Here is a 25899-nt window from a genome sequence, read left to right on the forward strand (position 1 = left end):
CTTTGTTTATAAGTTATAGTTAATTTCTTCATCAAATGTTACATAGTCTAGATAAATCATTAACATTAAGTATCTTTTCCCATTTGGATCACTAATGATCACATGATCGCGGCCTGCTGCTTCTACATAGCCTTTAATCACTTTGGCATTCCATTCTTTGTTATTTTCAAAAGTGAAATAGAATGTACCTAGCTTACCTCTGTTCATTCGTAAAATGTTCTCGATATACGATTCTTCTTGTCGGCCTGGGCTTGGCGGTTGAGCAGGAGGAGTCATCGGTTGTTGCTGTTGAGGTGGAAAAGCTCCAGGATACCAATAATATTGAACCATTCATACATCCTTTCTGGAAATAGAATTATACACTTGGGCAATCGGCAACGGTTGGAGAGTAAAAACAATGCGTTTTAAAACGTCCGGTGTTCCATTGGTTATACCACTGAGGAGGACAATCGCCACCTGGATCAAAAAACCATAAGGAGCGTTCGCCGGGACTAAAACGTTCTCCATTAATAACGCGTCTTGCTAAATTTCGATCCTGTTCACGGGCACGTTGATAAAAATAAGATTGGGTTGTTGCCACAAAGCCACCTGGTTTTTGGAATACCATCTCTTCCAAATTACGAATATTACGAAAATCTAAGCAATCGGCAAGAACCCGGTTCACTCCAACATTACCAACCAATAACATACCAAGCTGACCATCACCCTCAGCTTCCGCACGCATTAGCCTTGCTAGTAAATCTAGTTGCCTTGAAGTGGACTTAACTACTGCCAACGCATCACCTCCTATATATACACTATGTTCGGAGAGAAGAAATGATACATATCGCAAGAAGAGGTGGAAAGAAAAAAAGACTGCGGTTGCAGTCTTTTAGATTAACTATTTAAATATTGAAAAATTCTACTCGTTTTTCGCCTGCTAAAATGGTACCGATAAAGAACGAACCGAATTCCGCAAAACGAGCACTTACTTCATCAAAGCGCATTTCGTATATTAGTTTTTTAAATTGAAGAACATCGTCTGAGAACAGTGTTACTCCCCATTCGAAATCATCGAAGCCTACAGATCCAGAGATGATTTGTTTGACTTTACCAGCATAGCTGCGGCCGATTAAACCATGGCTGCGCATCAGATCTTTACGTTCTTGCATTGGAAGCATATACCAGTTGTCTTCTCCGGTACGACGCTTGTCCATTGGATAGAAGCAGATATATTGTGAACGTTGAAGTTCTGGATATAAACGAGCTCGTACATGTGGATTTTGATATGGATCTTCCGTAGATTCTCCAGCTAGGTAGTTAGATAATTCTACAACTGATACATAAGAATAAGCAGGAATTGTAAAGTCTGCAATCGTTAATTTATTGAATTTCGCTTCGATTTCTTGAAGTTCGTCTATTGTTGGACGTAGAGTCATTAACATGAAATCTGCTTTTTGCCCTACAATCGTGTAAAAAGCATGTGCGCCTGTTTTTGCGTCATCTGCTTGTTGAAGTTCGTCTAAAAATGCCACAAATTCATCTGTTGCTTCTTTGCGAAGTTCTGGATCTACTTGTTTCCAAGATGCCCAGTCCATTTGGCGAAAATCATGTAAAACGTACCAGCCGTCTAGTGTAATTGCTGCTTCATTCATTTTATCAGACACTCCTTTTATATAAGAAATTTACATCTTTAGTTTATCACAAGAAAAGATTCTTATCTCGTAATGACCTCGATATTGCATGACAATATGTGACAAAGTCGTGTATGCTTAAACTAATGAAAACAGTAGAGCAATCGTTAGATTAAGGAGTAAGAAGTATGTCACAAATAGAAGCATTATTACAGCACAAAGTTTGGCGATTTTGGGATCAATCACTAAGTGGTAAAAGTCGCTCCGCATTGGAGTCATTTGCAGCGGACGATCTTCTTTGTCATTTAGTTGGTCAAGGATTGTCACCAGCAACTGTTCGAACATGGGTACATGATCAGACGGTTGTGTTAGGTATCCAAGATCACCGATTACCATTCGTAGAAGAAGCACAAGATTTTCTACGTACACAAGGATACATATCAATTGTCCGTAATTCGGGAGGTCTCGCGGTTGTATTGGATGATGGAGTGCTGAATATTTCCATCGTATTGTCTGAACAAGCGCAGTCAGTTGATATTTCCGCTGGCTATGACGTAATGCTTACTTTCATCCGGCTTCTCTTTCCAGAAGCAGAAGGAAAAATAGAAGCTTATGAAATTGTCGGTTCCTATTGCCCAGGTTCATATGATTTAAGTATTGATGGCAAGAAATTTGCTGGAATATCACAGCGAAGGCTTCGTCAAGGAATCGCTGTGCAAATATACTTATGTGTAGAAGGTAGTGGAAGTGAGCGTGCTGAATTGATTCGCCAATTTTATGAAATCGGTGTGCAAGGGGAAGAAACGAAATTCACCTACCCGGTCATAAAACCAGAAGTAATGGCTTCGTTAAACGAACTATTAAATGAATCGTTTACAGTTCAGGATATCGTCATCCGAGTTCAACAGGTTCTACAACAGCTATCTACAAAAATAGTATCGCAATCCGTCACGCAAGATGAAATGGAGCTTTATCAGTTTTATATGCAACGTGTTGTCGATCGTAATAAAAAGATGCTTACAAAGGAATAAGAAAAACCACCAACTGCATTACATAGTTGGTGGTTCTTTTGAAACTAGGTTTCCGTTTTTCTCCATTTGGAAAACAGGTACAGCTGGCACTTCTTCATCATTCAATGTAACAAGTCGTCGTGCGCGGTTCATAATTTGTACAAACTGCTCGTAATCTTGTTTAATCGCTGCATTTTCTTTTTCAAGTTTGGCAAGTTCAGTTTCTAGTTTGCGAATTTTCTCGTTTGATATAGAAGCTAAATGACGATATCTAGAAATATCCGAATCGCTATGCTGTAAACGAACGAGATACGCAATAATAATATCGATTGATAAAGCAGAAACTGGAACCGATGTGGTGCGTTCGCCTTCTTCTTGAGGCTTGGCAAGATAGATACCGTTTCCTCTACGTCTATAATCTTTTCCTAATATACGTAGCTTTTCTTTTCTTTCTTTTTTTGCTTCTTTTAGTTCAGCTTCATATTGATGGCGGACAACTGCATTCCAGCGAAATCCACATGCAGCAGCAGTTCGATTTAATTCGTCACCTGCTTCTTCAAATGCATTTAGTTGTGTACTGCCTTCGCGGACGTGTCGTAACACCATTTCCGCTAACATTTCATCATTTTCTGTCATCCATGCGTCTTGTCTGATTTTTACCATATTGCTCCTCCTACCATGTTCATAGTTTCGTTACTCTATTAACATCATGGACAACATAGCGCTCTTTTATTCACGTAAAATACACTTGATAGCAATATATATTTTAAGATACAATGGCGTGTAGACTATTATCATATAGAGAAAGGGTTGTGGACGAATGGCAAACCATTTCAGAGTTTGCGATGAGTGTCAGGCCGTGAATTTAAAAACATTAATTCCAAAGCTTAAAACAATAGATCCAGAAGCAGAAATTGAAATTAAAGAATGTCAATCCTACTGCGGGCCGGGGCGAAAAAAGACATTCGCATTTGTCAATAACCGTCCTGTTGCAGCTTTGACAGAAGATGAATTAATGGAAAAAGTACGCGCCAAACTAGAAGACTAAACAGAACTTTTGCCGCCTTACCATGAGCGGTTTTTTTCTTTATAATGAAGGGTAAATAACATTTAACTTCACGGAGGTGGGCAAATGAGCTATGCAACGCAGAAACTAGCAGAAGAGAAAGTGTTTAAAGATCCGGTTCACAGGTACATTCATGTTCGTGACCAGGTCATTTGGGACGTCATCGGCGCAAAGGAATTTCAACGACTTCGCCGCGTTAAACAGCTTGGAACTACATATCTAGTTTTTCACGGGGCAGAACATAGTCGCTTTAGTCACTCTCTAGGAGTTTACGAAATTGTCCGTCGTATTGTGGATGATAGTTTCAATGGCCGACCGGAATGGGATGCCTCTGAAAGACTTTTAGTTTTATGTGCAGCACTTTTACATGATTTAGGACATGGACCGTTCTCACATGCTTTCGAAAATGTGTTCAATCTAGATCATGAGGAATTTACAAGAAAAATATTACTTGGGGAAACCGAAGTAAATGAAATATTAAAAAGGGTAAGCAAAGACTTCCCACAAAAAGTAGCAGATGTTATTGCGAAAACCTATGGAAATAAACAAGTCGTTAGCTTAATATCCAGCCAAATCGACGCCGATCGTATGGATTATTTACAGCGAGATGCTTACTTTACAGGCGTAAGCTACGGTCATTTTGATATGGAGCGAATTCTGCGTGTCATGCGTCCAAGGGAAGATCAAATCGTGATCAAATCTAGCGGTATGCATGCAGTGGAAGACTATATTATGAGTCGCTATCAAATGTACTGGCAAGTGTATTTTCATCCCGTTTCCAGAAGCGCAGAAGTGATTTTAACGAAAATCTTACATCGTGCAAAAGCTTTAAGTAAAAGTGGGTATGATTTTGCACAGCAACCAACTCATTTCCAAGGCTTTTTCGATGGCACATTCACGTTAAATGAATATTTAGCTTTAGATGAAGGTGTCTTAATGACCTATTTTCAGCTTTGGGTGAACGAGAAGGATCCAATATTAGCTGATTTAAGCTATCGTTTTGTCAATCGGAAACTATTCCAATATATTGAGTTTGACCTGGCAAAAGATTATATGAAGATGAAAGAGTTGGAGTTATTATTTAAAAAAGCGGGTATAGACCCAGAGTATTATTTAGTATTTGATTCGTCATCGGATTTACCATACGATTTTTATCGTCCAGGGGAAGAGGGAGAACGAATTCCTATCCATTTACTTATGCCATCCGGAGAAATTAGAGAGCTTTCTCGTGAATCGGAAGTAGTAGAAGCGATTTCAGGAAAACGTCGAACTGATCATAAATTATATTTTCCAGAAGACTTTTTAACGGAAGACGGAAAGAAAAAAGCATTAAAAAAACAAATATTAGATCTGTTGAAATAAAGGTGGGGGCTAGAATTGCTAGAAGAACATGCAAAAATCATACAATTTATCGGAGCAGCAGACGGGATAACTGGCAGAAAAAAACTGCAAAAAATGGTGTACATCGCTAAAAAGTTAGACTATCCATATAAAGAAAAATACGAGTTTCATGTATATGGTCCATATTCGCATGAGCTCACATTGCGAGTAGAAGAGCTTTGCAATATGGGATTTTTACAGGAAGACAGACAGGATAAAGGCTCATACGTCCAATACAAATACCAAATGACGAACGCAGGCGAGCATTTCACACAAATGGCGCAACTGGAAGAAGCAGCACCAGCGCTAGTCGAGTGTATTTCACAAATGAAAAACAAAAGCTCTCGCTTCTTAGAGCTCGTTTCAACTCTTTTGTTTTTCGACCATCTTCCAAAAGAAGAACAAATCGAAAAGCTCCACGCTGTGAAAGGAAAGCTAAATTTCACAGAAGAAGAAATTGCAGATGCATACGAATTCGTCATGAATTTAATGAACATGAGAACTATCCACTAAGGGATGGTTCTTTTTTTATGGAGCAATAATCCTAACTGAGACAAAACAAGCGCCGAACGCGACAAAACCAAAAAATGCCCTTTGCTAAAGCAAAGAGCACTCTCCAAAATTATTTATCACTAAATAATTTCCCAGCGACACCGTAGTGATTTTTTGGCATGTCCTCGATAAACACGACAACATTTTCAGCTGGTGCGTTCACTGTTTCCACTACTGCAGCTGTTACTTTTTCTACCAAAGCTCTTTTTTGTTCTTCAGTACGGCCTTCTAGCATTTTTACTGTTACATATGGCATTTCATTTCCTCCTTTAGTGAAAATTTCTGTATAGTAGTATCATAACATAGTGATTTGCAAAAAAATCAGATATATTCAAAACAAAATAGTGGATTATACCCTTCATGCAATTGAAAAACTAAAGTGAAAATGGAAACCGTAATAGGAAAGAAAGGATGATTATAAATGAAATACTTCGCCGTTTTATTACCGATGTTAAATCAGGAGAAGAGCATAGAATTCCGCGCACAGCATCTTCAGTATTTAGAGCAAAAGCGCAATGAAGGCAAAATAATTGCCAATGGTCGATTTGCTGATAGTACTGGGGGATTAGTCATTTATCGAGTTGAAACGGTAGAAGAAGTGGAACAACTTGCAAAACAAGACCCTTATGTGATTCAAGGAGCGCGAGGGTGTGAAATACACGAATGGGAAATGGACAGTAACTCAGCATTACTCCATTAATGTGAATAGTGTACACGAAGGAGGCATTGCTGCACTTTTATAGTGCGTATGGGATAGGAAGTGTTTAGACCTTTAACATAGCCTATAAATGTATGAACAGTAAATGTGTTAAACCTTCCTTTTAATGCTCTCAAGTTAGGCGTTTTTTCCCTCGACAACTGTTTTGTACATACGCGCAATTAGCCTGCTTTTCTATGCATTAACTTGCGTTTATGATAAGATTAAGAAAAGTTTCAATCCTTGATATATCAAGGGTTCAGGAAGTATAATTCACATTATGTAATATGAAAATACTAGATATTAAAAAAGAACGGAGGGAACTTTCGGATGGCAAATGAAGAAAAACCAAAACAAAAAATCGGCTTCACCATTATAAAAAATGATCCAACTGATGGACATAAAGGATTCGGAATTGGTTCTCTATCTTTAGAGAATGTGTCACCGGTTATTATCGACGTTGAAGAAGATGTTGCAAGAATTGAAATTGGTGCGATGCACGCGCGCAGCGACACGGAAAAAGGTATCAAGTTTACGACGAACCGCGAAGACTCAGAAGGCGGAAAACCGTATTGGCTAGTGTGGGTAACAATCGATTACAAAGCAGAAGGTCCGTATTATGCAGGGGTTACTGCATGCGAAATGGTAGTAAACCGCGAAAAACGCCGTGGCTACAAATTACTTGCAGACCACGTAAATCGAATGGACAAATCGATGAAACGCCATATTATGGTAGATTTTATGGATGATCGTTCCAAAAATATTTTAAGCGACTTCTTACAAACGCATAACCATGAAATGTGGGAGCGTAGCGACGAAAAGCTACATAATGACCTGGCTGTAACTTCCAATTAAACAGTAACAATTTGGTATAATTTCGTAATGAGGTTGAATTCAAACCAAAAAGAAAGTACAATTTACTTAAAGCTTACTTCACAGTAATGCTAGGACACTTAGGAGTCGTAAGTAGGCTAGGAACGTGTAATCATTGTGACAACCCAATCCTGTAATTACATAATTTTGGCAGAACGCAACACTAAGAAAAAGCTTTCTATTACCTTTTATAGGTAGTAGAAAGCTTTTTATTTTGGTTTGGTTGCTTTCACCGAGAATTAGTTGCCCTAGCTAGGAAATTGATTGCTTTCACCAAGGAACTGGTTGCTTTCACCAAGGAACTGGTTGCTTTCATTAGCAATTGGTTGCCCTTAACCTTTTATTCCAATCAGGCTTATTTCTCAGCCAAGTTAACTTGTTATAAAGAGAACTAGTTGCTGTCCCAGCCAAATTGGTTGCTTTCGCCGAGAAATGGTTGCTCTGGCTAGAGAATTGATTGCTGTCACCAAGGAACTGGTTGCTTTCATTAGTAATTGGTTTCCCTTAACCTTTTATTTCCAATCAGGCTTATTTCTCAGCTAAGTTAACTTGTTATAAAGAGAACTAGTTGCTCTCCCAGCCAAATTGGTTGCTTTCACCGAGAAATGGTTGCTCTGGCTAGGCTATTGATTGCTTTCACCAAGAAACTGGTTGCTTTCGTCTGCAATTGGTTGCCCTTATCCGTTTATTTCCAATCAAGCGTATTTCTCGGCCAAGTTAACTTGTTATAAAGAGAACTAGTTGCTCTGCCAGCCAAATTGGTTGCTTTCGCCGAGAAATGGTTGCTCTGGCTAGAGAATTGATTGCTTTCACCAAGAAACTGGTTGCTTTCATTAGTAATAGGTTGCCCTTAACCTTTTATTTCCAATCAGGCTTATTTCTCAGCCATGCTAATCGTTAGAAAGAGAACTAGTTTCTCTGCCAGCCAAATTGGTTGCTTTCGCCGAGAAATGGTTGCTCTGGCTAGGGAATTGATTGCCTTCATCAAGAAACTGGTTGCTTTCATTAGCAATTGGTTGCTCTCGCTGGGAAACTGGTTGCTTTCATTCGCAATTGGTTGCCCTTATCCGTTTATTCCCAATTAAGCTAACTAGTTGCTCATATCCATCCATTCCCACTCACTTCATTCTCCAAAAAACGAAAATGGGAATATGGACCATGGTGTTGTATCCTCGCTATCGGATGCTTCGAATGTTTGTTGCTTCAGCGTTGGATCTGTACATAGCTTAGTTGGAATGTCTTCCTCTTTTAAATAGACAAGTCGTTGTTTTTCACAAGCGGAAGTGGCAATTCCACCAGTCTCAATATCCACAATAACTCCGCGAACTCCTGCAGGAGCAATAAATGGTTCTGATGGTAAGCCTTGATGTGCTTTTTCCATAAATTCAATCCACACTTGCTTTGTTACTTGTCGAGCTTCGGCTTCACTCACCTGTTTTCCTTGGTCATAGCCATTCCAAACACCAGCAGTCAATTGAGGGGAGAAGCCGATTAAATATTGATCGGAAATCGTCGTCCCGGATTTTGCTGCATATGGTCTCGTTTGTTTTGCACGAATACTTAAGCCAGTTGCAGGAGAGTAATCATTGAAAGTCGGATCGAACATACCGGTTAGTAAATGAGACAGCAAAAAGGCATCTTGTTCAAGCAACACTTTTTTATCTTTCCTTTTATCTTTTTCCAAATCATAAAGAACCTTGCCGTTGTTATCGGTTATTTTCGTAATATAAGTTGGTTCTCTTAATATTCCCTTTGCAGAAATAGCATTATATGCTTTCGTCATATCCAACAAAGAAGCTTCTGAAGTGCCGAGCGCAGTTGCGGGCGTTTCATCGATGTCCATTTTAATATTAAACCGTTCAATCAATTGTTCAAAAGGCTTGTACCCAATTTGTTCAAGCGTTTTGACAGCGTATATGTTATCCGAGATGGCAAGTGCTTGTGCCATCGATATAGGGTGCTCCGCAAACTTATCATTGACGTTTTTCGGCTCATATTCCTGTCGTCCATTATCGTAAGTGAAAATAGTTCGTTCACTTTTCATATAAGTCAGAGGTGTGAATCCATTTTCTAACGCAGAAGCAAATAATAATGGTTTTATCGTCGAACCAGGCTGCCTTTTCGCTTGCGTTACTCGGTTAAATGGACTTTCGCTGAAATCGCGTCCACCGACCATTGCTGTAACGTATCCCGTTTTTGGCTCGATGCTGACAAACCCAATTTGTAGCTCTCCTTCGGGCATCCACTTTTCGATGACCTCTTCGGCTGCTTGTTGGTGACTTCTGTTCAAAGTGGTCTCGATTGTCCAACCACCTTCTTCAATTCGGCGACCCTTTTTCTGAAGAATTGCTGTCGCTTCCTTCCAAACCTCTTCTAAAAAGTAAGGAGCTGCTTTTTTCTTCACAAGCGAATCTTCCGTTTTTAACACATAATGTTCACTGACTGCACGTTCCCGTTGATCTGCAGTTATAAATTGCTCATTTTCCATTAATTTTAAAATCAGTTGTTGTCTGTTTACCGCTTTTTCCTCATCGACTAATGGGGAGTAATAGGTAGGTCCTTTAGGGATTCCCATCAATAAAGCCGATTCTGCAAGTGTTAAGTCTTTTGCACTTTTTCCAAAATAATATCGGCTAGCGGCTTCTACACCGTACATACCGTGACCAAAATAAACAGTGTTTAAAAATCCTTCGAGCAATTCATCTTTTTCATAGAAAACTTCCAAACGGTAAGCATACAAAGCTTCATTGATCTTCCGAGTCCAAGACTTTTCATGTGTCAAAAATAGATTTCTAGCATATTGCTGGGTAATCGTACTCGCGCCTTCTACTTTTCGCATCGCTTTTATATCCTTCAAAAGAGCAGAAGCAATTCGAGTATAATCAAACCCGTGATGCTTATAAAATTCCTGATCTTCTACTGCAATAATCGCATCAGGAATAAATGGTGACATGTCCTCGAGAGAAACCCAGTAACGCCTTTGATCTTCAAATCGATCCCCAATTACATTTCCCTGGTCATCTAAAAATACCGACGAAATAGGTACTTGGATAATAGGTGCACCAACGATTTGAGCGTAAACCCGGAGCGTAACAAGTGCACCAATTAATGCAAAGCTAGCAACGATACTTAGTAAAAAAACTCTTTTCATGCGTTTAGATCGAGTGGCTTTTTTCCGGTATTGTGCACGCCCCAATAAAATCTCCTCCGTCCTGTTTGGATGTTTTTATTAGTATGAGAACAATAGATTCAAATTAAACGGAAAAAGAAAAAAGTATTGCACTTTTGTGAAAAAGCTCTATACTTTCTTTGTATTATTTTTTTTGAGATAAAATATATACAAATAATATTGATAAGGGAGAAAATTAGCGTTAAATTATAAATTATGAGGTATATTTAATATAGAAGTGAAAGAAATAAAGTATTATGAGGATGATGAAGTTGAAAAAGGCTTATAAAACAGAAATTCTCCTAGACGATAAACAAACTCAAATAGTGAACCAAACAATTGGGGTTTGTCGTTATGTGTATAATCTTTATCTCTCCACTGCTCAGGAGCATTACGAAAAAACTGGTAAGCATCTTTCAGGTTATAATTTTTCAAAATGGTTGAACAATGTTCATACAATTCATAGGGACTTATGGATTAAAGACGTTTCAAGCAAAGCTGTAAAACAATCCATTATGAATGGGGACAGGGCATTTAAAAATTTTTTTAAAGGCTTAGCTAAGTTTCCACAATTTAAATCAAAGAAAATCCGTGATGTTAAAGCTTACTTTCCGAAAAATAACAAAACAGATTTAACTATTGAACGTCATCGGATTAAAATCCCAACAATTGGGTGGGTAAGATTAAAAGAATATGGTTATATTCCTACAGAATTAGATGCTTCCAGTTGTACGGTATCAAAAAAGGCTGGGAGATATTTTATTTCAGTCCTTGGTGAAATCGAGCAAAAAAATGAACATACTATAAACAGCCATGATGGAATTGGAATTGATTTAGGAATAAAAGAATTTGCAACATGTAGTCATAATAAAACATTCCTAAATATCAACAAAGGGCAAAATGTAAGGAAGCTAGAAAAGAGTTTAAAAAGACAACAAAAAAAGTTAAGTAGAAGTTATGAACAAAATAAAAATCGAAAGAGAGGTGAAATCTGCTATAAAAATAGGCAGAAGCAACTACTAGTTGTACAAAAACTGCACGTTAGATTAGCGAATATTCGTAAGGAGTACATCCGATTTGTAGTTCGACAGTTGGTGAAAACCAAACCAACCTATATTGCTATTGAAAATTTATACATCAAAGGCATGATGAAAAACAGACATCTTTCAAAAGCGATTTCGCATCAGCTTTTCTATAATTTCAGAGAATGGCTTCTTAAAAAATGTATTCAGCATAATATTGAATTACGTTTGGTAGATAGATGGTATCTATCTTCTAAGTTGTGTTCTTCTTGTGGAACAAAGAAAACCCAACTGAGCCTTTCAGAACGATTATTTAAGTGCGATTCTTGCCAACTGGAAATGGATAGAGATTTTAATGCTTGTATAAATATTAAATTTGCAACGAATTATACAATATTAACTTAGTTAATCTATGTATATATAGGGTGGGCTACATCCGAATTTAAGCCTGTGGAGAACTAAAAAACGTTAGTAACGAGTAGTTGGTGAATTCGGGTTCATTGAAGCAGGAAATTGTCTAGCGTAGTAAAATTATACATTTTACTATGTTTTTAGTAGCAGATAGATAGATGAGCGGATTTTGGTTTACTGAAAAACAAACCGAGAATTTTGGAATTACGATGAAGGTAAAACGTACACTTCATACGGAGCAAACAGACTTTCAATTATTGGAAATGGCAGAAACAGAAGAGTGGGGGAATATGCTCTTTTTAGATGGCATGGTTATGACATCTCAAAAAGATGAGTTTGTTTACCACGAGATGGTTGCACATGTTCCTTTATTTACTCATCCAAACCCGGAAAATGTATTAGTTGTTGGTGGCGGAGACGGTGGCGTAATTCGTGAAATTATGAAGCACCCGAAAGTAAAAAAAGCAACACTTGTTGATATAGATGGAAAAGTTATTGAGTATTCAAAGAAATATTTACCGGAAATTGCTTGTGAATTAGAAAACCCACGTGTAGACGTTCAAGTAGGCGACGGATTCATGCATATTGCAGAATCTGAAAACGAATACGACGTTATCATGGTAGATTCTACTGAGCCAGTAGGTCCTGCGGTAAACCTATTTACAAAAGGTTTCTATGCTGGAATCTCAAAAGCCCTAAAAGAAGACGGATTGTTCGTTGCACAATCGGACAACCCATGGTTCAAAGCGGACTTGATTCGCCAAGTACAAAAGGACGTAAAAGAGATTTTCCCAATTACAAATATGTACTTAGCGAATATCCCGACGTATCCAAGTGGACTTTGGTGCTTTACGATCGGATCAAAAAAATACGATCCACTTCAAGTGCCGGACGAGCAGTTCCACGAAATCGACACAAAATATTACACAAAAGAGCTTCACAAAGCAGCATTCGTATTGCCTAAATTTGTGAAGGACTTAGCAGGAGAGTAAGCCGATGCGATTTGATGAAGCTTATTCAGGAAATGTTTTTATTAAAAGCAAGCAAAATTACGAAGAAGCACAAGCAGTTATTTACGGGATGCCAATGGACTGGACAGTAAGCTATCGCCCAGGCTCACGCTTTGGCCCGCAGCGTATTCGTGAAGTTTCCATTGGTTTAGAGGAGTATAGCCCATATTTAGACCGAGAGCTGGATGAAGTAAACTATTTTGATGCAGGAGACATTCCGCTTCCATTTGGAAATGCATCGAAAAGCTTAGATTTAATCGCAGGTTTCATTCGCCAACTTATGCAAGACGGGAAAGTTCCTGTTGGCATGGGCGGCGAGCATTTAGTGTCATGGCCGGTTATGAAAACAGTGGCGGACAACTATAAAAATCTTGCGATCATTCATATGGATGCGCATACGGATTTACGTGTGGAATATGAAGGGGAGCCACTTTCTCACTCGACACCGATTCGTAAAATTGCGGAATACATCGGTCCAAAAAACGTTTATTCATTTGGAATCCGTTCCGGAATGAAAGAAGAGTTCGATTGGGCAAAAGAAAATGGCTTGCATATTTCAAAGTTTGAAGTATTAGAGCCATTAAAAGAAGTATTGCCTACACTAGAAGGTCGTCCTGTCTATGTCACAATTGACATCGACGTATTAGACCCTGCACACGCACCTGGTACGGGAACAGTAGATTGCGGTGGAATCACTAGCCGTGAGTTACTTGCTTCTATCCATGCGATCGCAAACTCAGGCGTCAATGTAGTTGGGTTCGATTTAGTAGAAGTCGCACCGATTTACGATTCATCGGAACAGACTGCTAACACTGCGTCGAAGTTGCTACGTGAAATGATTTTAGGTTGGGTTAAATAATTTAAAGACGTGTTGTCCTTTTAGGACACACGTTTTTTTAGGTTTTACCTATGTTTAGTTGTCATTATCATGCTTTTAGCTTTATAATAAAAAGGTTACATTAAAATGCTCTAAAGGATGAACGCAATGTCTCAACCAATAAAAAAAATAGTTAATATCCACTTACAATCTACGATTCAACACCCAGATGCCGCATTAGAAACATTTGATATCCAAACAACAGGCGAACTTATGATAAAAGGGAAACAATCTTATTTAGTTTACGAAGAAACCCAAAATGACAAAGCAGTCAAAACGACCGTAAAGTTAAATAGCGATTCTGCTTTAATTCTTAGAAGTGGCGGCGTAAAAATGAGACTGCCATTCGTAAAAGGAGAGCTTCAAACAGGAAGCTATGATCCAGGTTACGGAACTATAATGATCACAACAAATACGAAACAACTACGATTTGAAGATGGGCAATTCCGAGTGGAGTATGAACTCTTGATAAACGAAGAAGTAGTTGGTACATATACATTAGAACTAATTTACATGGAGGCGAATTAAATGAACGCAGTAGAACAAGTACAACAATCGATCAAAAACGCGTTACAACAAGCAATTGTGAAAGCGGAACTTGTAACAGAAGAACAAATTCCTTCTATCCATTTAGAAACACCGAAAGACAAAGCAAATGGGGATTACGCAACAAATATTGCCATGCAATTAACGAAACTAGCGAAAAAAAATCCACGTCAAATTGCAGACGCTATCGTAGAAAACCTAGATATGTCAGGTACAATGATGGAAAAAATCGACATCGCTGGTCCAGGATTTATGAATATTACCGTGCGTAAGGATTATTTACAGGAAGTAGTAAAAGCAGTACTTGCTGAACAAGCTGATTATGGCCGTACTAAATCTGGTGCTGGCGAAAAAATTCAAGTCGAGTTCGTCTCTGCGAATCCAACTGGTGACTTGCATTTAGGACATGCGCGTGGTGCATCTGTTGGAGATTCACTATGTAACGTACTTGATTTTGCAGGATATGATGTTTCTCGTGAATATTATATTAATGATGCTGGAAATCAAATCCATAACTTAGCGGTTTCTATTGAAGTGCGCTATTTCGAAGCATTAGGCTTAGAAAAAGAAATGCCAGAAGACGGATACCGCGGTCAAGATATTATTGATATCGCAGCGGATCTAGTAAAAGAGCATGGCGATAAATTTGTACAAATGTCTGACGAAGAGCGTTATAAAGCGTTCCGTGCACACGGTTTAAAAGTAGAACTTGCGAAGTTACAAAAAGACTTAGCGGACTTCCGTGTAGGATTCGATAATTGGTTCTCTGAAACTTCTTTATACACAGATGGAAAAATTGAAGTAGCATTAGATAAATTAAAAGCAAACGGTCATATTTTCGAAGAAGAAGGAGCAACTTGGTTCCGCTCTACAACGTTTGGCGATGACAAAGACCGCGTATTGATTAAAAGTGACGGCTCTTTCACGTATTTATTACCAGATATCGCTTACCATGAAGATAAGCTAGTACGCGGCTTCGACCAACTGATCAACATTTGGGGAGCAGACCACCACGGATACATCCCACGTATGAAAGCGGCGATTGAAGCACTTGGATACGAGCGTGAAAAACTAGAAGTTTCCGTTATTCAAATGGTTCAACTATATAAAGACGGCGAAAAAATGAAGATGAGTAAACGTACTGGTAAAGCAGTTACGATGCGTGAACTAGTAGAAGAGGTAGGCCTGGATGCAGTTCGTTACTTCTTCGGCATGCGTTCAGGCGACTCACATATGGACTTCGATTTGGACTTAGCCGTTTCTCAATCAAATGAAAACCCAGTGTATTATGCTCAGTATGCACATGCACGTATTTGCTCCATCTTACGAGCAGCTGAAACTCAACAATTAAAAGCTTCAACAGATTCACTTGATTTATTACAAAGCGAAAAAGAATTAGATCTATTGAAAAAAATCGGTGACTTCCCACAAGTAGTAGCAGATGCTGCAAAACTTCGTGCACCTCACCGCGCTGCAACTTATATCCAAGAGCTAGCAGCAACATTCCACAGCTTCTACAATGCGGATAAAGTACTCGATGCAGAAAATGTCGCTTTAACTGGCGCTCGTCTTGCACTAGTTACATCTGCTCGCCAAACAATCGCGAACGCACTTCGCTTAATCGGCGTTGCGGCTCCAGAAAAAATGTAATATCGAACACTTCGACCTCGGTCGGAGTGTTTTTTGTTGGAGGAATATGTTTAGTTGGAAAAATACATGCGTTAGTTGGAATTTTGGAGAGTTTAGTTGGAATTTTAGCGCATTTAGTTGGAAAATTGAGCATCTTAGTTGTAAAAGGATATTTCTTCCTTAAATCATGGTAGAATTCTTTATCGGCCATATGTCCAGTTTGTGCTTGGGTGGAGAGTTTCTTGATGAGAAAGTGTTTAGTTGGAAATATTCAAGATTTAGTTGGAATTTTGGGGTGTTTAGTTGGAATTTTAGCGCATTTAGTTGTAAAAATGAGCGACTTAGTTGTAAAAGGATATTTCTTCCTTAAATTATGCCGAAATTCTTTATCGGCAATATGTCCAGTTCATGCTTGATTAGAGATTCTTTTGGGGTGAAAGTGTATAGTTGGAAAAATTCATGATTTAGTTGGAATTTTGGAGAGTTTAGTTGGAATTTTAGCGCATTTAGTTGTAAAAATGAGCGACTTAGTTGTAAAAGGATATTTTTTCCTTAATTCGGACCGGCTTTCTCTAGCGGAAATATGTCCAGATCATGCCTGGTCGTAACGTTTTTTGGGGGAGAAAGTGTTTCCGTCTTAGTCGGAAAACCATTTTCCCCTTCATTCGCTATAAAAAAATCCCTGTCGACAACCATGCCATTTCATGTATAATGAAGTCGATGCATACAAAATATTTTGAACATAAAGGTGCTTGCTATGAAACTAGTAAGTTAAAAGGGAAGCTGGTTTAAATCCAGCACGGTCCCGCCACTGTGTGTGATAGTCCGCTATCATGAGTCAGAAAACCTGCCTTTATGTGTGAACACTTTAATGCCTACGAGGATAGGTAACGTGTGAGTCGGCTTGGCTTATGGAAACCTTGCAGATTTATACCTATTCTATCTCTCGTTCATTGGACGAGAGTTTTTTATTTGCACAGAAGAAAATGGGGGAAAGTAACATGAAGAAATTATGGCAATTATGGATGACATCCGCTTTAGCAGCATTGCTATTAGTCGGTTGTGGTCAAGAAGAAGCAAAACCTGTCGAAAATAACGACAATGCTCAACAAGAACAACAAGCAGAGGTAGATGAAGCTACATTTCCGATAACAATGACGGATGCGGTTGGCAATGAAATAACGTTAGAAGAAGCTCCAAAAACAATCGTTTCCATGATCCCAAGTAATACAGAAATTCTATTCGCGCTTGGGTTAAATGAAGAAATCGTTGGTGTAAATGACTATGATAACTATCCAGAAGAAGCGCTAGAAAAAGAGAAAATTGGTGGACAGGAATTCAACGTAGAGAAAATCTTATCGATGAATCCAGAAATCGTATTTGCGCATGAGTCTATGTTAGGAATAGGCGAAGCTGGTTTACAACAACTCCGCGATGCTGGTGTGAAAGTATTTGTTGTGAAAAATGCAACTGATTTCAATGAAACATATACAACAATCGAACAAATTGGTCGTGCTACAGGTAAATTAGAAGAAGCACAAAAAATTGTAGAAGATATGAAAGCAAAAGTAGAAGAAGTAAAAGAAAAAGTGGCAAAAGTAGAAACGAAGAAAACAGTATTTGTAGAAACTACAGATGTTCCAGAAGTTTATACACCTGGTAAAGGAACGTTCATGCAAGAAATTTTAGATATGGTGAATGCAGAAAATATCGCAGCAGATCAAGAAGGCTGGTTTATGATTTCACCGGAAGAAATTGTTAGCCGTAATCCAGACGTAATTATCGTTATGTATAGCTATGTAGATGGAATTGTAGATAGTGTAAAAGCACGTGATGGTTTCGATACGATTACTGCGGTGCAAAATGATGCGGTAGTACAAGTGGATGAAAACTTAACGAGTCGTACAGGTCCACGTCTTGCAGATGGGTTAGAAGAAATCGCGAAAGCAATTTACCCAGAGGCATTTAGTGAGTAAAGCCATGATCGGCTACATCTTGTCGATTGCAGCACTACTTGTTGCAATTTGGCTTGGTGTATCGGTCGGATCCGTTAAGGTACCGATCAGCACATTATGGGATACGGGAGCAGATGCAATCGCATCGAATATTGTTTGGAAAATTCGCATGCCGCGTGTTGTGCTTGCAGGGCTAGTTGGTGCATCACTAGCTATTGCAGGCGCTGCGTTTCAAGGATTGTTAAAAAATCCGCTTGCCGATCCTTATACGTTAGGAGTGTCGTCCGGTGCCTCGGTAGGTGCCGTGACTACGCTCTTTTTCGGTATTTCGGTACCATTTTTAGGGATATTCACGTTGCCGGTTTTCAGTATGATCGGTGCATTAGTGACGATGTTTCTAGTTATTTCTTTTGCAAAACTAGTCGATCGTGCGATGAAAATGGAAACAATTATTTTAACGGGTATTATATTTAGCTCTTTTTTAGGCTCCGTTATTTCACTAATGATTGCACTCACTGGGGAAGAGTTACGCCAAATTATTAGCTGGCTTCTCGGTAGTGTGTCGATGCGCGGCTGGAGTTTTGTGCAAATGGCTATCCCTTTTGTGCTCATTGGTACGCTGTTATTATGGTTAAACAGAAGAGAGCTAAATGCGATGCTGTTTGGGGAAGAGCGAGCACAGCATTTAGGAGTCAATGTGAAAAAGAGAAAAATGATGATTTTGATCGGTGGGTCAATGCTTACCGGCACAGCAGTTGCAGTATCTGGAACAATTGGGTTTGTCGGGCTTGTCGTTCCCCATATGACAAGACTACTATTTGGCTCGGACAATCGGCATGTATTACCGCTTAGCTTTATAAATGGGGCGGCGTTATTGATCATCTGTGATTTAGTGTCTCGTACGATTATTGCGCCTACTGAGCTGCCGATTGGTGTTATTACAGCATTTATCGGTGCACCGGTGTTTGCATTTATTTTCTTTAGACAACGAAAAAAAGGAGGCATTTAATATGTTGCAAGTAGAAAATGTTTCAGGTGGTTATGACCGTAAATTGATCGTTAAAAATGTCTCCTTTCATGTTGAAAAAGGAGAGATGCTCGGAATTCTTGGTCCAAACGGGAGCGGGAAGTCCACTTTGCTAAAAGTAATCAGTGGCATACTGCATAAGGAATCTGGAGATGTATTAATAGATGGTAAATCCCTACATGCTTATTCGTCGAAAGAGCTAGCGAAAAAAATGGCGGTTCTTCCACAACTACATAGTCACGCATTTTCCCATACGGTGAGAGATACGATTGCGCTTGGTCGCTACCCTCATCAGAGTGGTTTGTTTGCTTCGTGGTCAAATGAGGATGAAGCAGCCGTAAACTTGGCGATGAAGCAAATGGGGATAGAAAAATACGAACATCATATGTTAGATCTATTGTCCGGTGGGGAGCAACAGCGTGTATTTGTCGCACAAGCACTCGCACAACAAGCTCCAATCCTGCTACTGGATGAACCAACGAATCATTTGGATATTGCACATCAAAAACAATTGTTAGATACGATCAAAACGCAAGCAAATGAAAACGGGATGACCATCATCAGTATATTTCATGATATCAATCTTGCATCTCTTTACTGTGACCAGCTCCTATTAATGGATCATGGCCAAGTAAAAGTCATCGGAGAACCGCATGAAGTCGTTATGAAAGAACAAATTGAAACGGTATATAAAGCCAGAATTAGCACAAATCCGCATCCAGAGCGTCCAAAACCTCAAATCACGATACTACCAGATATAAAAGAGCGGCGTGAGGAGAAACTCATTACAATTGAAAACTTTCAAGTGACCGATGAGTTAGTCGTATTTCAAGCAGAACACCAATTAAAAACTTGGTCATCCGCAGTCATAAATGCGGGGACTGGCTGGTATCGAACGTTCGTGAATCGAAGAGTAGATGCCCACTATAATATTGATAACGCCCAAACAGAAATGCAACAATTCCTAACCGATCGCGGCTATTCTGAAACGGAAACAGTAGGAATGATGACTGCTGTTTATACGAAAGATGCGGTCATTAAACAATACGATGGAGATTTTGGCTCCGTTATTATTATGGTGACTGCAGGAGTTGGAAATGCAGTAGATGTGGCAAAAGCTTATGAAGTAGAAGCAATGCCCGCTATCGGTACAATTAACACATGGATCATCATAAACGGGGAACTAGCAGAGGAAGCTTTTATACAAGCGGTCATTACTGCAACCGAAGCGAAAACAAAAGCACTAGCCTACGAACAAGTTAAGGATCCACGCACTGGCACGATTGCGACTGGAACATCGACAGATAGCGTGCTCGTTGCAGCCGCGCAACAAGGAGCGCATATTCCATATGCAGGCCCTATTACGGAAGTAGGTAAAAAAATAGGGCTTGGTGTCTATGAATGCACAGTGGAGGCAATCCAAACTTACAAAAAAGCAAAAGGCTGGGAATAGAAATGGGTCCTCATATTATCGCAATTGCAATAGGGCTCTTGCTCGATAGAATAATCGGAGATCCGCAGAATTGGCCGCATCCCGTTCGATTTATTGGTACGCTCATTTCAAAGCTAACCACTTGGTTGAATAAAGGAAGGTCGAAGAAAGCAAAAGGATTTCTACTCGTTTTTATCGTAGTAGGCATTACCTTTTCTGTCACGATTGCACTTTTAGTAAGTGCGTATTCCATTCATATGTGGGTTGGAATTATAGTGGAAAGTATTTTAATTGCTTCAGGATTAGCCCAAAAAAGCTTAAGAGAAGCAGCGATGGATGTATATAAACCGCTAGTTGCAAATGATTTACCTACTGCTAGACAAAAGCTATCGTGGATCGTCGGAAGAGATACAGAAACGTTAGGTGAACAAGAAATTACACGAGGTGTCGTGGAAACAGTTTCCGAGAATATTAGTGATGGAATTACGGCTCCGCTTTTTTATGCGTTCTTGTTTGCAGGAGCTCCCGGGCTTTGGGTTTATAAAGCGATCAATACACTCGATTCGATGGTTGGTTATAAAAACGAGCAGTACGAAGAGTTCGGATACGCTGCTGCAAAGCTGGATGATATAGCAAACTTTATACCTAGTCGTTTGACGGGCTATCTTATTATGCTGTGGGGTAAAAAAGAAAGTAAGCTACCTTTTAACAAGCGTATGAAAGGCTGGTGGCTTGATGCGAAAAAACATCCAAGCCCAAATAGTGGTTATTTAGAGGCAGCAACTGCTTACCAGCTAGGCATTCAACTTGGGGGAATGAATACATATAAAGGAATTATTTCAAATCGTGCCCGCATGGGAATTGGAGAGGTCCCTTTATCACCAAACCATATATTAAGTACCATCTCTCATTTGAATACAGCAGTATATCTATTTTGGCTTTGGATGATGGTCATTGGAGGAATTTTATATGGCATTACCTAATCATGGAGCAAATGCACATCACGTATATGAACGTCTAGGAATCGAGATGCCAGAAAAAATAATGGATTTTAGTGAAAATGTAAACCCATTAGGTCCACCAGCTTTCGTAATGGAAAAATGGTCTTCATATGCGGAGTTAATCACAAAATATCCAGATCCGGCTGGAGAGCCTTTTTTATCTGCAGCCGCTAAGTATCACGACGTATCCGTCAGTAACATCATCGTTGGAAACGGAGCAGCAGAACTATTTGCAAGCATTGCAAAACGATATGAAAACAAGCGTGTCGTCTTGATTCATCCAACCTTTTCAGAATATGCGGCGACACTTGCTCCTTATCATGTATACATAAAAGAAATAATTGCAACAGGCCAGCTTCCTTTAGATGAGGTATTCGATGAAATTGAGTTTGCAGAGGCAATCTATATTTGCAGACCAAATAATCCAACCGGTTATTTAATTCCTTTAGAGGAAATTATCCAACTTGCAAGCTACGCAAAAAGATATAGATGTGAAGTCATCTTAGACGAAGCATTTCTCGACTTTATTGATGAAAAAGAATCCTTTATCCCGTATTTGAAGGATTTTCCTAACGTGATGGTCGTGCGTTCGATGACGAAAATGTATGCGATCCCAGGTTTACGTCTTGGATATGCATTAGGGAGCGAAGCGTTCATAAAAGATATCCGCTCCCGGTTGTCACATTGGAATAGTAATGCGATTGCTATAACGATCGGAGCTGACTGTTTGCAGGAAGAAGCGTACCGAATGCAAGCAATCACTTTTGCAAAAGAAATGCGGGAGGGCTTTACCGATTTCCTAGAAAAGTGGAATTGCATTGTATTGCCGTCCACAACTAATTTCCTCTGTTTCCAACTGCCCGCACCTTCAAGTTCGAAGGCGTTTTTCGAGTATTTATTGGCAAAAGGGTGTGTCCTTCGCCATACAGAAAACTTTAAAGGTTTGGATGGAAAGTGGTTTCGTGTTGGCATGAAGGTAAAGGCACAAATGGAGTATTTGCAAAGGGAGATGACCACATGGTTCGAGGAAAACTTGTCTTCATAACAGGGGGAGTGCGGAGCGGAAAAAGTAGCTTCGCTGAAAAACTTGTCATGAACGAGCAAGCAAAACGAAATGTGTACATTGCTTCTGGTATTGCAGTCGACGAGGAAATGAAAGCACGTATTACCAGACACCAAGACGATCGTCTAAATTACCCAGTCGAATGGGTGACAATTGAGCAGCCACGACATATGGAGCAGATTCTTCCACACATTGAAGAAGATGATGCTATTCTTTGGGATTGTGTTACTACTTGGCTTGCAAATGAGCTTTACGAAGGTCAAATGGAAGAAGTAGAAAAGCAGTTATTCGTGACAATGGAAAAATTATTAGAAAAAGTACAGGTGCTAGTCATAGTTTCAAATGAAGTGCTGGATGAACCAGTATCAAAATATGAATATACAGCTTTCTATCAAGAGTGGATTGGTCGGCTCCATCAAAAGCTTGTAGCAAAAGCAGATCATGCCTATGAAATGGAATATGGCATCGGTCATCAGTGGAAATGAGGGATGCAGATGAAAGGCTTAATGGTGCAAGGGACCGCTTCTAGCGTAGGGAAAAGCTTAGTATGTACAGCGATTTGCAGGCTCCTAGCAAATGAAGGAAAGCGAGTGGCTCCATTTAAATCACAAAATATGTCGTCTTTAAGTATCCAAACAGAGGAAGGCTTGGAAATAAGTGTTTCGCAATCTTTACAAGCAAGAGCCGCAAAAACCCCTTATAGAGCAGAAATGAACCCTATACTGCTGAAACCCGCGGGAAACATGGAATCCGACATCATTATTTTAGGGGAAAAGCTGAATAAAATGAATGGAATGCATTACCGGGAGCAGTTTTTTGAAGAAGGTCAACTATTGATAAAACATAGCTTAGAGAAGCTTTCCGCGACTTATGAATATTTAATTTTAGAAGGGGCCGGTAGCCCTGTAGAAGTGAATTTAAGAGATCGAGAATTAGTAAATATGCGGATTGCTGATTTAGCAGATGTCCCAGTTTTATTAGTAGCAAATATTGAGTATGGAGGAGTATTTGCATCTATCGTCGGTACGCTTGCACTGTTACCAGAAGCGCAAAGAGCCCGAGTAAAAGGAATCATTATCAATAAGTTTCGAGGGGATGCTTCCTTATTTCAAGACGGAATAGATTTTATCGAGTCATATACGGGAATCGATGTGATTGGAATCGTTCCTTATTTTCCTAATGAACTAGAGGAAGAAGACGGCGAAGCGAAAAATGGCCGGAATGCATCTGATGAACAAATAGACGAATGGGCAAACCATTTCAATAAACATGTAAAATGGGAAAAGATCATTTCCATGTTAAACGGGGTGCAAAAGTGAATAGCCTGTTACTAGCACTTCAATTTTTCACCATCATACCAGTGAACAAAAATTTACCGATGGAAAGACGTCAGATTACGGGGATGTATAGTATTTTTCCTTGGTTAGGTGCTGTAATCGGGGCCATTGCCTGTATCGTGCTTTACGCTCAATGGAGTCCATTAATGACTGGATTTAGTATTGTACTGCTTGGCATTTTGTTTTCTGGCGGACTTCATATGGACGGGTTTATCGATACATCGGATGCATTTTTTTCTTATAAAGACCGTATGAAGCGATTTGAAATATTAGATGATCCGCGAGTCGGTGCATTTGGTGTAATGGCTGTTGTTTTGCTGGTCGTTGGCAAAGTTATTATAGTATCGGAAGTAATTGCAGCAACATCTTTTCATGGGATTTTACTCCTACTGATCCCTTATTTTTCTAGGGTGGTACTTGTCGTTTTATTCTCTTGCACAAATAATGCGAAAACGAGTGGACTCGCTCATTTTTTCAAGCAAAAAATGAATGAGAGGGCTGTGTTGTTTGCAGCTGTATGTCACTTTTTACTTGGTCTAGCTGTTTTAGGCTTGCTGACGGATTGGCTTATTGCGGTAACAGTAGCAGTTGTGTTGTTTGGTTTTATTTGTTTATTTCGCAATTGGGCGCTTAGGAACTTCGGAGGGGTTACCGGCGATTTGCTTGGAGCGAGTGTGGAAGTTTCGGAGGTGGTATTATGGCTGGCACTTTTACTATTACTCTCGTAAGACATTTGCCAACGCAAGGGAATCGCGATAAAAAATACATCGGCTGGACCGATGAACCGATCATCGATGACATCCTAACGAAAAAACTAACTGCCATAAACAAACAAGTGATTGGCAGCGATTTAACGCGATGCAAACAAACGGTAGCAAAAGTTTTTAGGGGAATTTCTTATACGGAAAATGCAAATTTCAGGGAATGCTCCTTTGGTGATTGGGAGCAAAAAACATATAATGAATTAAAAGAAGATACTTTATATAGAAATTGGTTGGATAATCCGAGAGAAGTTGCTCCTCCAAATGGAGAGTCGTTAGAACAAATGGAAGACCGAGTATTGCAAGCTTTTTATGAAGTAGTGGAAGAAGTAAACCATCCCATTATTATTACACATGGTGGTCCCATTCGCTTTTTGTTGATGAAATTTGCACCTATTAAAAAAAGTTTTTGGGAATGGGAAGTACCACATGGGTGCAGCTACGAGTTGCAATGGACACTTAAAAAAGACGTACTGGAGGGAAAGCGATGCATGTCATTTTCGGTGGAGCATTTAATGGAAAACGAGCGTACGTAGAGAACCGGATTCAAGGACAAAACGTGCAATGGATGAATGCCGAGGAGGATATTCCAGTATTATTGTCAAATACAGAAGTAGTCGTTGTTTATGGGGTAGAAAATTTGGTACAAACAAAGTTGGAAGAATGGCTCGAACACTTGGAGCGATGGAATATGAAATTCGAGGTTATTGTAATCGCAACTGAAATTGGTCGAGGAATTGTACCGATGGAAGCAACTGCCCGTAGATTAAGAGATGACGTCGGTCGATTTTATCAACAACTTTTTACAAAGGCGGAAAGTGTTACACGTATTTGGTATGGAATTGCACAAACAATAAAGGGAGATGTGTGGAGATGAAGATTTATACAAAAACTGGCGACAAAGGGAAAACAGGCTTAATCGGAGGAAGAACAGATAAGGATAATATACGTGTAGAAGCATACGGAACAATCGATGAGCTAAATTCATTTATCGGAAAAGCAGTGACGGAACTAGACCCGGCTGTATTTGCGGATATTCTAGAAGATCTAGAAACTATTCAGCATGAGCTATTCGATTGTGGCGGAGATCTTGCAAATGTATCGAATCGTCGCGTATATAAAATGACAGACGAACCAATTGAAGCAATGGAAAAACGAATAGATGTACTAGTCGATGAGAGCCCAGCGTTGGAGCGCTTCATTTTGCCTGGCGGAACACCTGCAGCAGCAACACTTCATATAGCACGCACTGTTACGAGACGTGCAGAACGACAGGTGGTCACTTTGACAAAGGCAGAAGAAGATGTACCAACAGTTGTGCAACGCTATTTAAATCGACTATCTGACTATTTATTTGCGGCAGCTCGAGTGACTAATGCACGGATGAAAGTTTCAGATGTAGAATATGTTCGAAGTGCAAAAGTATTCAAGAACGTAGGAAGCGTTAAAAAAGAGGGGGAGTAAGTAG

Annotated in this window: 28 protein-coding genes and 1 riboswitch; of the genes, 22 read left to right on the forward strand and 6 right to left on the reverse strand. The window is 39.5% G+C overall.

Annotated features, from left to right (window positions below; translation table 11 throughout):
- Nucleotides 1-6 precede the first annotated feature (6 nt).
- The 3 genes from gerQ to hemQ form a co-directional block, all read right to left on the reverse strand.
- Nucleotides 7-330 carry a spore coat protein GerQ gene (gene gerQ / locus ACIP9W_RS06505; RefSeq protein ID WP_142537998.1) on the reverse strand — a complete coding sequence of 108 codons (324 nt, stop codon included), beginning with the start codon at nt 328-330 and terminating at the stop codon, nt 7-9.
- A gap of 25 nt (nt 331-355) precedes the next feature.
- Entirely contained in the window at nt 356-775 is a 420-nt protein-coding gene (locus ACIP9W_RS06510) for a cell wall hydrolase (RefSeq protein WP_142537997.1), read from the reverse strand.
- 109 nt (nt 776-884) lie between these two features.
- A complete protein-coding gene (gene hemQ, locus ACIP9W_RS06515; protein WP_400787370.1) occupies nt 885-1634 on the reverse strand; it encodes a hydrogen peroxide-dependent heme synthase in 750 nt (249 codons plus the stop codon).
- Nucleotides 1635-1801: 167 nt separating this feature from the next.
- On the opposite strand from hemQ, the gene lipL reads away from it, so the two are divergent.
- The gene (lipL, locus tag ACIP9W_RS06520; RefSeq protein ID WP_400787373.1) at nt 1802-2644 is read left to right on the forward strand and encodes an octanoyl-[GcvH]:protein N-octanoyltransferase; all 843 of its coding nucleotides are present in this window, start codon (nt 1802-1804) and stop codon (nt 2642-2644) included.
- Nucleotides 2645-2662: 18 nt separating this feature from the next.
- Here the strand turns inward: lipL and ACIP9W_RS06525 are convergent, their stop codons facing one another.
- On the reverse strand, nt 2663-3286 hold the full coding sequence (locus ACIP9W_RS06525) for an RsfA family transcriptional regulator (RefSeq protein ID WP_400787375.1): 624 nt from the start codon (nt 3284-3286) through the stop codon (nt 2663-2665).
- Between the two features lie 157 nt (nt 3287-3443).
- Here ACIP9W_RS06525 and ACIP9W_RS06530 point away from each other — a divergent pair, with 157 nt between their 5' ends.
- The 3 genes from ACIP9W_RS06530 (at nt 3444) to ACIP9W_RS06540 (ending at nt 5582) form a co-directional block, all read left to right on the forward strand.
- The gene (locus tag ACIP9W_RS06530; protein ID WP_282243032.1) at nt 3444-3671 is read left to right on the forward strand and encodes a YuzB family protein; all 228 of its coding nucleotides are present in this window, start codon (nt 3444-3446) and stop codon (nt 3669-3671) included.
- An 84-nt stretch (nt 3672-3755) separates the two neighbouring features.
- A complete protein-coding gene (locus tag ACIP9W_RS06535; RefSeq protein ID WP_142537992.1) occupies nt 3756-5051 on the forward strand; it encodes an HD domain-containing protein in 1296 nt (431 codons plus the stop codon).
- A gap of 15 nt (nt 5052-5066) precedes the next feature.
- Entirely contained in the window at nt 5067-5582 is a 516-nt protein-coding gene (locus ACIP9W_RS06540; protein WP_400787379.1) for a YwgA family protein, read from the forward strand.
- A 109-nt stretch (nt 5583-5691) separates the two neighbouring features.
- On the opposite strand, the gene ACIP9W_RS06545 is transcribed toward ACIP9W_RS06540, so the two are convergent.
- Nucleotides 5692-5877: a 2-hydroxymuconate tautomerase gene (locus ACIP9W_RS06545; RefSeq protein ID WP_282243030.1), complete on the reverse strand. Its 186-nt coding sequence runs from the start codon at nt 5875-5877 to the stop codon at nt 5692-5694.
- 165 nt (nt 5878-6042) lie between these two features.
- Between ACIP9W_RS06545 and ACIP9W_RS06550 the strand changes: the two genes are divergently transcribed.
- Nucleotides 6043-6321 (forward strand): YciI family protein, encoded by a 279-nt coding sequence (locus ACIP9W_RS06550; protein WP_400787382.1) that lies wholly within the window; start codon nt 6043-6045, stop codon nt 6319-6321.
- Between the two features lie 327 nt (nt 6322-6648).
- A complete protein-coding gene (locus ACIP9W_RS06555) occupies nt 6649-7173 on the forward strand; it encodes a YwhD family protein (protein ID WP_400787385.1) in 525 nt (174 codons plus the stop codon).
- A gap of 1141 nt (nt 7174-8314) precedes the next feature.
- Here ACIP9W_RS06555 and ACIP9W_RS06560 read toward each other — a convergent pair.
- Nucleotides 8315-10387, reverse strand: coding sequence for a transglycosylase domain-containing protein (locus ACIP9W_RS06560; protein ID WP_400787387.1), 2073 nt, complete (start codon nt 10385-10387; stop codon nt 8315-8317).
- A gap of 245 nt (nt 10388-10632) precedes the next feature.
- Between ACIP9W_RS06560 and ACIP9W_RS06565 the strand changes: the two genes are divergently transcribed.
- From ACIP9W_RS06565 to ACIP9W_RS06640, 16 genes are all read left to right on the forward strand, one after another.
- Nucleotides 10633-11787: an RNA-guided endonuclease InsQ/TnpB family protein gene (locus ACIP9W_RS06565; protein ID WP_400787389.1), complete on the forward strand. Its 1155-nt coding sequence runs from the start codon at nt 10633-10635 to the stop codon at nt 11785-11787.
- 164 nt (nt 11788-11951) lie between these two features.
- Nucleotides 11952-12785 carry a spermidine synthase gene (gene speE / locus ACIP9W_RS06570; protein WP_282243026.1) on the forward strand — a complete coding sequence of 278 codons (834 nt, stop codon included), beginning with the start codon at nt 11952-11954 and terminating at the stop codon, nt 12783-12785.
- Between the two features lie 4 nt (nt 12786-12789).
- Entirely contained in the window at nt 12790-13662 is an 873-nt protein-coding gene (gene speB, locus ACIP9W_RS06575) for an agmatinase (protein WP_400787392.1), read from the forward strand.
- Between the two features lie 126 nt (nt 13663-13788).
- The gene (locus ACIP9W_RS06580; protein WP_400787393.1) at nt 13789-14208 is read left to right on the forward strand and encodes a YwiB family protein; all 420 of its coding nucleotides are present in this window, start codon (nt 13789-13791) and stop codon (nt 14206-14208) included.
- Nucleotides 14209-15876, forward strand: a complete 1668-nt coding sequence (argS, locus tag ACIP9W_RS06585) for an arginine--tRNA ligase (RefSeq protein WP_400787396.1) — start codon at nt 14209-14211, stop codon at nt 15874-15876. It abuts the gene before it with no gap.
- A 708-nt stretch (nt 15877-16584) separates the two neighbouring features.
- Nucleotides 16585-16724: riboswitch (cobalamin riboswitch) on the forward strand.
- Nucleotides 16725-16856: 132 nt separating this feature from the next.
- On the forward strand, nt 16857-17831 hold the full coding sequence (locus ACIP9W_RS06590) for an ABC transporter substrate-binding protein (RefSeq protein ID WP_400787398.1): 975 nt from the start codon (nt 16857-16859) through the stop codon (nt 17829-17831).
- Nucleotides 17832-17835: 4 nt separating this feature from the next.
- Nucleotides 17836-18819: a FecCD family ABC transporter permease gene (locus ACIP9W_RS06595; protein ID WP_142538226.1), complete on the forward strand. Its 984-nt coding sequence runs from the start codon at nt 17836-17838 to the stop codon at nt 18817-18819.
- A gap of 1 nt (nt 18820) precedes the next feature.
- Nucleotides 18821-20290, forward strand: coding sequence for an adenosylcobinamide amidohydrolase (locus ACIP9W_RS06600; protein ID WP_400787400.1), 1470 nt, complete (start codon nt 18821-18823; stop codon nt 20288-20290).
- Nucleotides 20291-20292: 2 nt separating this feature from the next.
- Nucleotides 20293-21252 carry an adenosylcobinamide-phosphate synthase CbiB gene (gene cbiB / locus ACIP9W_RS06605; protein ID WP_400787403.1) on the forward strand — a complete coding sequence of 320 codons (960 nt, stop codon included), beginning with the start codon at nt 20293-20295 and terminating at the stop codon, nt 21250-21252.
- Nucleotides 21239-22315, forward strand: coding sequence for a pyridoxal phosphate-dependent aminotransferase (locus tag ACIP9W_RS06610; protein ID WP_400787406.1), 1077 nt, complete (start codon nt 21239-21241; stop codon nt 22313-22315). Before cbiB ends, ACIP9W_RS06610 begins: the two co-directional genes overlap by 14 nt.
- On the forward strand, nt 22288-22818 hold the full coding sequence (locus ACIP9W_RS06615; protein ID WP_400787409.1) for a bifunctional adenosylcobinamide kinase/adenosylcobinamide-phosphate guanylyltransferase: 531 nt from the start codon (nt 22288-22290) through the stop codon (nt 22816-22818). The genes ACIP9W_RS06610 and ACIP9W_RS06615 overlap by 28 nt, the downstream gene beginning before the upstream one ends.
- Before the next feature lie 9 nt (nt 22819-22827).
- The gene (locus ACIP9W_RS06620; protein WP_400787412.1) at nt 22828-23652 is read left to right on the forward strand and encodes a cobyric acid synthase; all 825 of its coding nucleotides are present in this window, start codon (nt 22828-22830) and stop codon (nt 23650-23652) included.
- Nucleotides 23649-24398 (forward strand): adenosylcobinamide-GDP ribazoletransferase, encoded by a 750-nt coding sequence (cobS, locus tag ACIP9W_RS06625; protein WP_400787415.1) that lies wholly within the window; start codon nt 23649-23651, stop codon nt 24396-24398. Before ACIP9W_RS06620 ends, cobS begins: the two co-directional genes overlap by 4 nt.
- Nucleotides 24368-24967, forward strand: a complete 600-nt coding sequence (locus tag ACIP9W_RS06630) for a histidine phosphatase family protein (protein ID WP_400787417.1) — start codon at nt 24368-24370, stop codon at nt 24965-24967. The genes cobS and ACIP9W_RS06630 overlap by 31 nt, the downstream gene beginning before the upstream one ends.
- Complete coding sequence (locus tag ACIP9W_RS06635) at nt 24919-25308, forward strand: bifunctional adenosylcobinamide kinase/adenosylcobinamide-phosphate guanylyltransferase (RefSeq protein ID WP_400787426.1); 390 nt, start codon at nt 24919-24921, stop codon at nt 25306-25308. The genes ACIP9W_RS06630 and ACIP9W_RS06635 overlap by 49 nt, the downstream gene beginning before the upstream one ends.
- A complete protein-coding gene (locus tag ACIP9W_RS06640; protein WP_400787431.1) occupies nt 25305-25895 on the forward strand; it encodes a cob(I)yrinic acid a,c-diamide adenosyltransferase in 591 nt (196 codons plus the stop codon). Before ACIP9W_RS06635 ends, ACIP9W_RS06640 begins: the two co-directional genes overlap by 4 nt.
- The last annotated feature ends 4 nt before the right edge of the window (nt 25896-25899 follow it).

This window comes from Psychrobacillus sp. NPDC093180 (assembly GCF_044754065.1).
Lineage (GTDB): Bacteria > Bacillota > Bacilli > Bacillales_A > Planococcaceae > Psychrobacillus.